Source organism: Candidatus Anoxymicrobium japonicum (genome assembly GCA_002843005.1).
Lineage (GTDB): Bacteria > Actinomycetota > Geothermincolia > Fen-727 > Anoxymicrobiaceae > Anoxymicrobium > Anoxymicrobium japonicum.
In genome coordinates, this window is sequence record PHEX01000069.1 from 1 (window position 1) to 8380 (window position 8380).

The following is an 8380-nucleotide window of genomic DNA, read 5'->3' on the forward strand; positions in this document are numbered from 1 at the left end:
GCGAAACGCCAGGCCGGCAAGCGTCGCGTCCGCATCCAGGCTCGTAATCTTCACGAGCGCGCACTCGAGAACCAACCTTGGGTTCTCGCTTTGCCTCATCTCCCGGTGGGTATCGCCCAACCGCTCTATCAATCGAATAACCTCGTGTCGCCGGAGTCTGTTCGCCTGCTCGGCAAGCCTGGCATAATGCTCCTCCGTCGCCTCCACGATCTGTGAAGGGTTGGCCGCGTTCTGCACCAGAAAAAGAGAGCGCAGGTGGCCGATGAGCGACTCGACAAACCGGCGCGGAGCCTTGCCGTCCTCTATCATCTTCCCAATTAGAGTTAGCACGCCGGGCGTGTCGCGGTCGATTATGAAATCGACCGTCTCGAAGACGAGATCGATTTCGACCTCGCCGAGCATCTCCGCAAGTTGCTTGCTCGTAATGTGCTCGCCCGACATATTTGAGATCTGATCCATTACTCCGATCGCGTCCCGGACCGAACCGCGCGCGTGTTCCGCTATCATGCCAAGCGCGTCTGTCTCGATATCTATCTCTTCCCGGGAAGCTATGTGCTCCAGGAGACGCGATATCTCACGAGCAGACACAAGACTGAAGTCGTACTTCTGGCAACGCGATACGATCGTCGGGAGAAGTTTGTGCGGCTCGGTCGTGGCCAGAATAAACACGACGTGCCCCGGTGGTTCCTCGAGCGTCTTCAACAGTGCGCTCGACGCCTCGTTCGTCAACTGGTGCGCCTCGTCAACGATATAAACCTTGGTGCGCAGAGAGGTCGGCCTGTAAGGTATTTTGTCGAGCAGGTCGCGCATTTCATCGATCTTGCGATTGCTGGCGGCGTCGATCTCGATGACGTCGAGAGCCGTCCCTTCCGAGATCGAGACACACGCCTCGCACACGCCGCACGGCTTTGCGGTAGGTCCCTCTGCACAGTTGATCGCCTTCGCGAGTATCCTTGCGGTGCTTGTCTTCCCGGTCCCGCGCGGGCCCGAGAAGAGGTAAGCGTGCACCACGCGCCCACTCGTCAGCGCGTTCATCAGTGTGTCGGTTACCCTGCCTTGCCCGATAACCTCGTTGAAGACCCCCGGCCTCCACTTGCGATATAGCGATATATGTTTCATGAACGCCTCGGCTGTCTTCTCCCGCTTGGTACCGTAAAAATTCACGTGTTGTTAAAGTGACTGTGCACCCACCATCGATTCCGGGAACCGAGCCGCGCTCCGGCAGCCAGCTCCAACCAGGTTGCTCCACGGCACACGGAAGTTTTTGCTTACCGCTGCTTCCTCCCGGACCTGACGGGGTTCACAAGCTTTCGTTGCGTGGGACCCAGCCTTCATCGCCGCTTACCGGAACAGCAACGACCGCTCCCAAAGAACCTCCGGTGGGGATTCGGCCCCGCTGTAGCGGTTTGCGGGTTACAGGGCACCGCTGGCTCCCCACCTAGCACAGTCAAGTGCAAGTATACGCGAAACTGGCCACAGGCGCGATGGCACACTCCGCCGGCAGCCAGTAGCGGGGCCTGTCTCCCGCGAATCCCCACTCAACTCCGGTCGAGGCCGGTTCTGACGGCCTTCTTGTGGTAACATCGCGCAGGCAGACAGGAGGATCGCGATGCCACTGGCCGGATATCTCAGAAGACCCATACGGATCGACAACGGCGACGGCGCGCCGCGCTACCCTGTCAAGGAAGCGCTGGCGAAGGTTCGCGCCGTCATCTTTCGCGGCGACAAGATCGAGTGCTCTTGTTGCGGCAGGAGTTTCTCTCTCTTCATGTTCTCGCCGTACATGGCCTCTCTGTGCCCCAACTGCCTGTCGTTTGAGCGCTACAGGCTTTTGTGCCGTTACCTGCTCGATGAAACCAACTTTGGGGCTCGCGAGGCGCGGTTGCTCGACATCGCCCCGACGTGGGCATTCCAAGAGTTCTGCCGGCGTCATCACCGGGTGTCCTACCTGTCGATCGATATTCGCTCGCCGCTCGCGATGCGCCACATGGATATCCGTGCCCTCGACTTGCCCGACGACCACTTTGACATTCTCATCTGCTATCACGTCCTCGAGCACATCGACGACGAGACAAAGGCGCTTGGCGAATTGCTGCGCGTCCTCAAGCCCGGCGGCCGGGCTGTCATACAGGTTCCGATCCTTGTTGAAAAAACAGTCGAGCGCTTTGAGCTCACCCGGGCCCAGGCGGAACACATTCTCAAATTCCCGGATCACCTGCGCGGCTACGGCAAAGATTTCAGCGGCAAGCTCGAGGCGGCGGGCTTCGCGGTCGAGGTCGTGCCGTTCGTGAAAAAGTTCAGCCGTGACGAGATCAAGCGCTACGGGTTGGATCCAACTGAGGATCTGTACGTCTGCCGGAAGTGATCCGCGGCCCATCTTGTGAACTCTGTGTCTGTTTTTGATAGAATAGACGCCGAAATGGAAGCAACTTAAGGAGGACAACATGACAGACGCTGTGATAGTAGACATTTTGCGGATACCATTCTCTCGATCCCGCCCGGCACAGCCGGAGCGCGACGCCTACAACAAGCAACGCATGGACGAGGCGCTCGCGAACGTCATCAAAGAACTCATCCGCAGGAATAATGTCAACCCTGAGGAGATTGGCGATCTCATCACTGGTTGCGCGCTTCAGATGCGCGAGCACTATCTCATGGGAGGGCGCACGGTCGCAATGCTCGCGGAACTGCCTGTTTGTGTCCCGGCTCAAAGCATTGACAGGGTGTGCATCTCGGGCATGAGCGCGTTGCACCAGTGCTCGATGGAGATCATGCTCGGCTACTCGGATATCTGCATCGCGAGCGGCATGGAGCACATGACCCATGTGCCGCTCGACGCGCGGTTCAACGCCGACCTCATGATGGTCAGCCCGCGCTTCTGGTCGGACGACTCCCTCAAAAAGTATGAGCTGCAAACCGCGCTCTCGATGGGCCTGACGGCCGAGAAACTCTGTTCTCTGACGAACATTCCCCGTGAGGAGATGGACGAATGGTCACTGTGGAGCCACCAGCGCGCGGCGAAAGCTGTCGCGGACGGCTATTTTACCGACGAGATACTTCCTCTCGATGTCGAACAGGAAGACGGCTCGATAAAGCATGTCGACACGGATCTCTCAATCCGCGCTGACACGAGCATGGAGAGCCTTTCGCAATTGACGCCATCCTTCAAGCCTGATGGAACGATCACCGCGGGCAACTCGTCTCCCTTGAACGCGGGCGCGTCGTCCGTGCTGCTCATGAGCGCTGAGAAAGCGAAGTCCATGGGCCTCAAGCCCCTGGCGAAGGTCATCTCGATGGGTTGGGCGGGCGTGGATCCGAGCATTATGGGCGTAGGCCCGGTCCCGGCGTCTAAGAAAGCGCTCGAGAAAATCGGCATGGACGCGCGCGACATCGACTACTGGGAGATCAACGAGGCGTTCTCTATCGTCGCGCTTTACGCGATCAAGGAGATGGGTCTCGATCCAAACAGTGTCAACGTCAAAGGTGGAGCGGTCGCCCTCGGCCATCCGCTCTCGGCTTCCGGCCCGCGGCTCACCGGCACACTGGCGCGCATCCTTCATCAGGAGGGCGGAAAGTACGGCGCGGCAACCCTGTGCGGCGGCGGCGGCCAGGGCGGAACTGTAATTATCGAAAAAATATAACTGGAACAGAAAAACGCAACACGGGGGGTCAGGCCCCTGTGTTGCGTTTTTTCAGGGATTAACCCCAGTCGCACCTCTCAGGCTGGTGCGGGAGGTGGGACTTGAACCCACACGCCCGAAGGCAACGGATTTTAAGTCCGTCTCGTCTACCAGTTCCGACACTCCCGCTTATTATTGTAAAGGTCGATCACCAGGCCGTCGAGAATGTCTTTCTCGCTAACAAGTATCTCGTCCAGCCCGGTGAGATCCATTATCGCGCGAAGGACGGCGATCCCGCCAACGATGATGTCCGCGCGCCCGGGCTCGAGGCCCATGATATCTCTACGCCTGGCAACCGTGGCTGTGACGAGCCGCATGAACATCTCTTCGACGTCCTGTCGAGTGAGCCGCGAGTGGTGGATTCGCTCCGTGTCGTACTCTTCCAGATTCTGTTTGATGCCTGATAACGTCGTGACCGTCCCCGCGAGTCCGACCACCAGCGTTGGCTTCAGGGCGCGAAGCGTCTCAGTAACCGGCTTCAGGCTCGCGACAAGGAACGCCTCCATCCGTCCCACCGCCAGCGGTGACGGCGGATCTGATTTCGTGAGAAACCTCTCGGTCATGCGAACGCAACCGACGTCCACGCTCTTCACTGTGAGGTCTTTCTTTGTCATGGGATATTCTCCCACAACGAATTCGGTGCTCCCGCCTCCGATGTCGAAGACAAGCGCCGCGCCTCCCTCCCCGACGCGCACGGCGGCTTCGAGGTCGGAGACCGCGCCAAGGAAGCTCAGGCGCGCCTCTTCGTCACCCGCCAGTATGCGAGTCCTGGCGCCGAGCATCTTCTCAACCCGGTCAATGAACTGCTGTCCGTTCCGGCTGTCGCGCAGTACGCTTGTCGCGGCGGCAACCACGCCCACCGGTTCAAGTGGCCGCATCACGTCCACGAAGCCGGATATCGCCGCTATCGTTCGTTCAACCGCTGCGGGAAGGAGATATCGCGATCCGTCCACTCCTTCCCCGAGCCTCGTAATCACCATGCGCCTATCGACGGTCTCCGTGCGAACGCCGTCGCACTCCGCGACGAGCAACCTCGTGGAGTTCGTTCCCAGGTCAAGTGACGCAAGCCGCAGGTGGTCTTTCACACCAATTCCCGTCCTCTCTCGCCAGTAGCTCCTGACACCACCGGCCAATGATCGCCGGTCCCCTGTCACCGCCAACCCGCTCCCCGGGCGGGGAGAGAAAACTCTCCGGACAAGCTGAAAGCCTGTAGGCAAGGTGCGCGTGAAGGCATTTGACAGCGCCGACGCGGCCGCCCGCCGCGCCTTTCTTTCTCACCCTTCCGGCAAGTTCGCCTGAGACAAGGCGCGCGAGGCTTTCCTGGAGTACGCTGAATCTCTCCTCGTCTTGCGCGAAAAGAACCGAGGCCGCCTGGTCAGACTTCAGCCGCGCGGCGATACGCTTGCTTTCCCCCGTGCTCTCAAGCGTTCCAACGCGAGCGGCGGCGTGCGGACATGTAAGCCAGAGAAGTGGCGGCGCCGATCCTCCCTCTCCCTCGAGCGGCAATGTGAGAATAACCGCGGGTCGCCCACGCGGACACCGGCAAGAGATGAGTATCCTCCCCTGGCAACGCCTGCCTATCTGTCGGCAGACGAGATCCTCATCGCGCGCGCCCGGGAGTTCCAGGCCAGGGAACACGGCCCGCGCGAACGGCGGCGCCAACCGCTCGAGGAGGGACGCAGCCTGGCAGGCTCGCTCATTCATAGATCACCGTCAACAGCTCGATGCTCCACTGTCCGCCATCCATCACGAAAGAAGCCTGGGCGCGGCTCCTTCCGCCGGCCTCATACTTTATATATCCGGAAGTTTTCGCCGTGGCGCCGTCAACCGCGTATTCGCTGAACTCATATCCCGCCACGTCGCGGAACAACGGGGCGTTTACTCTCGCGTTCTCCATAAACTCCAAGAGCGAAGTCCTCTCTCGCAAGGCGGCTGGCAGACGCCTGTACGCCGGCGCATACTCACCAAGCCGCAAGCGCTCGAGATATTCCTGGATGACCATACATGGGTTGCCCGCGTCCGGCCGCGCGCGAGCGGCCTGCTGACGCCCGTGGAGAAAGAGGCTCGAAAAATCGTACCGAGGCGCCGCCGGGCGGCAAGAGCTCTCGGATGTGGCCCGGTACACGACCACGCCGGCCGCGAGAGCGATAATAAGCGCGGTGGTGGTTAGAACAACGGCATAGAAGCGCCTGTCATAACAGGTGGGTTCACTCCCAGAAGGAATCGCTATCTCCCTTTTGATCCTTTTCTTTCTTTTTTACGTTCTCCTCGAAGAAGAACGACCCGGGCCCTTCAACCGCCTCTACTGGTGGCGCGGCAGGTGGCTGCTCTTCATCGTCAACAGTTGCGGTGTCGTCTTCTCCGTTGGGAATGTCCACGTACTCCAAAGGCGCTGGTGGCGTTGGCGCTGGTGGCGCGGCCTCGATCGCGGGGATATCATCCGACCATGCGGGCGAGCTTTCCACCTGCTCTTCCGTTCCTTGCCAGGATTCCACGGGCGCTGCCGGCGCGCCCCACTCGCTTGTGGCAGGAGCATCGGCCGGGATCGAAGGCACATCATCGAACGGCCACTCGTGATCTTCAACATCAAGCGACGGAGAAGCATGCGGTGGAATCGAAGGAGGCGCCTCGGCCTCACGCTCGCCACCGGCACTGTCGACAGTGGGAGCGCCCATTAACTCCTGGTACTCGGGTGGCAGCTTGAAATCTTCGGGGTTCACGTTCTCCGGACGAACCTGCTCCGGGATTCCCTCGACATCAAAAGGCTTTTCCTCGGCAGGCGCCTGAAACGGCGGCGGCCCTTCCGCCGGCGCGACATCCCCGGCAAGCGGGGGTGCTTCGATCTCCCACGGAGCAAACTCTCCCGGCATCTGCTCTATTTCTGAAGGCTCGGTTGCGCCAACCGCGGGTGGAGACTCGTACCGCGGCATGTCCGGGACGGACGGCGCCGGTGACATAACATCTGGCGTCTCAAACGTTGACGGCTGGCTGTACGCGGGCGGGGCCTGCTCGTCTGCCGGTGGGGGAGGTGGCGCCTCGTAATCCGGTTGCGGTTGCTCATAAACTATGGGTGGGATCTGCGGCACTGCGTATGCCGGCGGTTGTTCAATGGGTGGCGCCTGCCGTGGAACAGTGTCTGCCGGCGGGGCGCCGGGCATCGTCAATCCTGGAGGCACAGGCGCCCCCGGCACAACCGGGAACTCGCCTTTCCCTAGCCTGGGCTTTCGGGGAGTTTTTTCTTTCTTTGCCTTCGGCGGTTTTTCCCTGGCGGCCTTGACCGGTTTTTCCCTGGGCGCTTTGGGGAGCTTTTCTTTCTTTGCCTTCTTTGCCTTCTTTCCCTGCTCAACCGCATAAACGGGGCGGCCGAACTCGTCGTAGGCAATCAGCGCGCCCTCCGTCGTGTCCGCCGAAACCGGTGGGGCGGGGGCCTGCGGTGGAGCGTATGCCGGTGGTGGAATAGTCGGGCCCGGCGCTTGCGCAACATCCACAGCCTCCGGCGCCAGCCTGTGTTCCTCAGCCATCAGCTCATCGAAGTCCGCGGTAGGCCCGGGCGCGATCGGCCCCGGTGGTATCTCGATTCCTTGAAGGTGTTGTGGCGCAGCTGCGGCTTCGCGTACCTCGAGACCCTGCGGCGCCGGTGGGCCAGGCGCTATAGTGGGCGGCGCCTGAGCAACTTCTGTTTGTGTTGCGGAAGGGGGGGGTGCGATGCCGGGCGTAGGCGCTTCGATCCGCGAGTCCAACAGCTCCGGCCCGCTTCTCTTCTTTTTAGAGTCCTTTTCCGCAGGCATCCGGGGCTCTTTCGCGGGCTTGCGGGCGCGGCGCGGCACCTTTTCAACAGATGCTCCCATAGACGCTGCTATGCGCGCTACCCTGGCTTCATGGCAGGTCGGGCAACCCGCGGCATCGTCGCTTTCCTCGATGCACATCGGGCAGATGCCCTTGCCACACTCGATACATTTGCCGATCGTCTCCTGACCTGGATGCCGCTCACAATCCATTTGATTCACTCCTTTATGCGAACCATGGACACATGCCGTTCAATCAAACAAGCTCACCAGATATTATAACGCTATAGCCATATACTGTCCCGAAAACAACTCCGTTCAGCTATGCGTGAGAAAACGCATAATGGGGTCAAACCAAAATATGCGTTTTATGGGCGCTCCCATCATTTATCTGTTACAAAACGCATATTTTGGTTTGACCCCATTATGCATAAGGTTTCATCGGCGCGCTTACTGTCCACTAACCTGTCGTGAAGCGTTGCAGTGAAGTCTCCACCGGATGCTCTCCCACGCCTCGTCCATTGACTGAAGCGCCTTCAATCTATACTCGACCTCGGGCGCATTAGCGTTTGTTGTAACAAGATAAAGTATCTCGCCGGGCTTCACCAGGCGTCCTTTCCTGGCTTCTTTTTCAATGTAATCGAGCGAACGAGCATCGCTAACCTCGCGATCGAGCGATCCTGTGATCTGCTTCTGCCTGGCAAGCTCTTTCTCCATGGATTTCAGGCGGCCTGTAGCCTCGAGATTACGCGCAACCGGAGATATCACAACCCCTATGCATATCACTAACAGAAATATTAGACCAACGACCCTTGGAGATATCCCCCTCCGCCATCTGCCGCGATCGTGACCGGTTTTCTTTTTCGCGCTTTGTTTTTTTTTCATCTTAAACGCGGCCGCTGCTCCGTCCACTAA

8 protein-coding genes, 1 tRNA gene and 1 other RNA gene are annotated in these 8380 nt (G+C 59.9%); 2 read left to right on the top strand and 8 right to left on the bottom strand.

Features of this window, described 5'->3' with window-relative positions; all coding sequences use genetic code 11:
- A partial coding sequence (locus CVT63_06885) for a DNA polymerase III subunit gamma/tau (GenBank protein PKQ27639.1) occupies positions 1–1164 on the bottom strand: 1164 nt, incomplete at its 3' end.
- 15 nt (positions 1165–1179) lie between these two features.
- An RNA gene (gene ffs / locus CVT63_06890) (signal recognition particle sRNA large type) lies at positions 1180–1447 on the bottom strand.
- 162 nt (positions 1448–1609) lie between these two features.
- On the opposite strand from ffs, the gene CVT63_06895 reads away from it, so the two are divergent.
- Positions 1610–2365, top strand: coding sequence for a hypothetical protein (locus CVT63_06895; GenBank protein PKQ27640.1), 756 nt, complete (start codon positions 1610–1612; stop codon positions 2363–2365).
- Positions 2366–2444: 79 nt separating this feature from the next.
- A complete protein-coding gene (locus CVT63_06900; protein PKQ27641.1) occupies positions 2445–3641 on the top strand; it encodes an acetyl-CoA C-acyltransferase in 1197 nt (398 codons plus the stop codon).
- Between the two features lie 83 nt (positions 3642–3724).
- Here the strand turns inward: CVT63_06900 and CVT63_06905 are convergent.
- The 6 genes from CVT63_06905 to CVT63_06930 all read right to left on the bottom strand — a co-directional run bounded on the left by CVT63_06905 (position 3725) and on the right by CVT63_06930 (position 8377).
- Positions 3725–3809 (bottom strand) — tRNA-Leu (locus tag CVT63_06905).
- Positions 3788–4765 (bottom strand): exopolyphosphatase, encoded by a 978-nt coding sequence (locus CVT63_06910; GenBank protein ID PKQ27642.1) that lies wholly within the window; start codon positions 4763–4765, stop codon positions 3788–3790. Before CVT63_06910 ends, CVT63_06905 begins: the two co-directional genes overlap by 22 nt.
- Entirely contained in the window at positions 4734–5384 is a 651-nt protein-coding gene (locus tag CVT63_06915) for a hypothetical protein (GenBank protein PKQ27643.1), read from the bottom strand. The genes CVT63_06910 and CVT63_06915 overlap by 32 nt, the downstream gene beginning before the upstream one ends.
- A complete protein-coding gene (locus CVT63_06920; protein ID PKQ27644.1) occupies positions 5377–5805 on the bottom strand; it encodes a hypothetical protein in 429 nt (142 codons plus the stop codon). The genes CVT63_06915 and CVT63_06920 overlap by 8 nt, the downstream gene beginning before the upstream one ends.
- Before the next feature lie 82 nt (positions 5806–5887).
- Positions 5888–7678, bottom strand: a complete 1791-nt coding sequence (locus tag CVT63_06925) for a hypothetical protein (protein ID PKQ27645.1) — start codon at positions 7676–7678, stop codon at positions 5888–5890.
- A gap of 237 nt (positions 7679–7915) precedes the next feature.
- Positions 7916–8377, bottom strand: coding sequence for a hypothetical protein (locus CVT63_06930; protein ID PKQ27646.1), 462 nt, complete (start codon positions 8375–8377; stop codon positions 7916–7918).
- Between the last annotated feature and the right edge of the window lie 3 nt (positions 8378–8380).

Coding starts and splice junctions, on each gene's coding strand:
- CVT63_06895 (PKQ27640.1), top strand. CDS start 1,610: ATGCCACTGGCCGGATATCTCAGAAGACCCATACGGATCGACAACGGC.
- CVT63_06900 (PKQ27641.1), top strand. CDS start 2,445: ATGACAGACGCTGTGATAGTAGACATTTTGCGGATACCATTCTCTCGA.
- CVT63_06915 (PKQ27643.1), bottom strand. CDS start 5,384: ATGAATGAGCGAGCCTGCCAGGCTGCGTCCCTCCTCGAGCGGTTGGCG.
- CVT63_06925 (PKQ27645.1), bottom strand. CDS start 7,678: ATGGATTGTGAGCGGCATCCAGGTCAGGAGACGATCGGCAAATGTATC.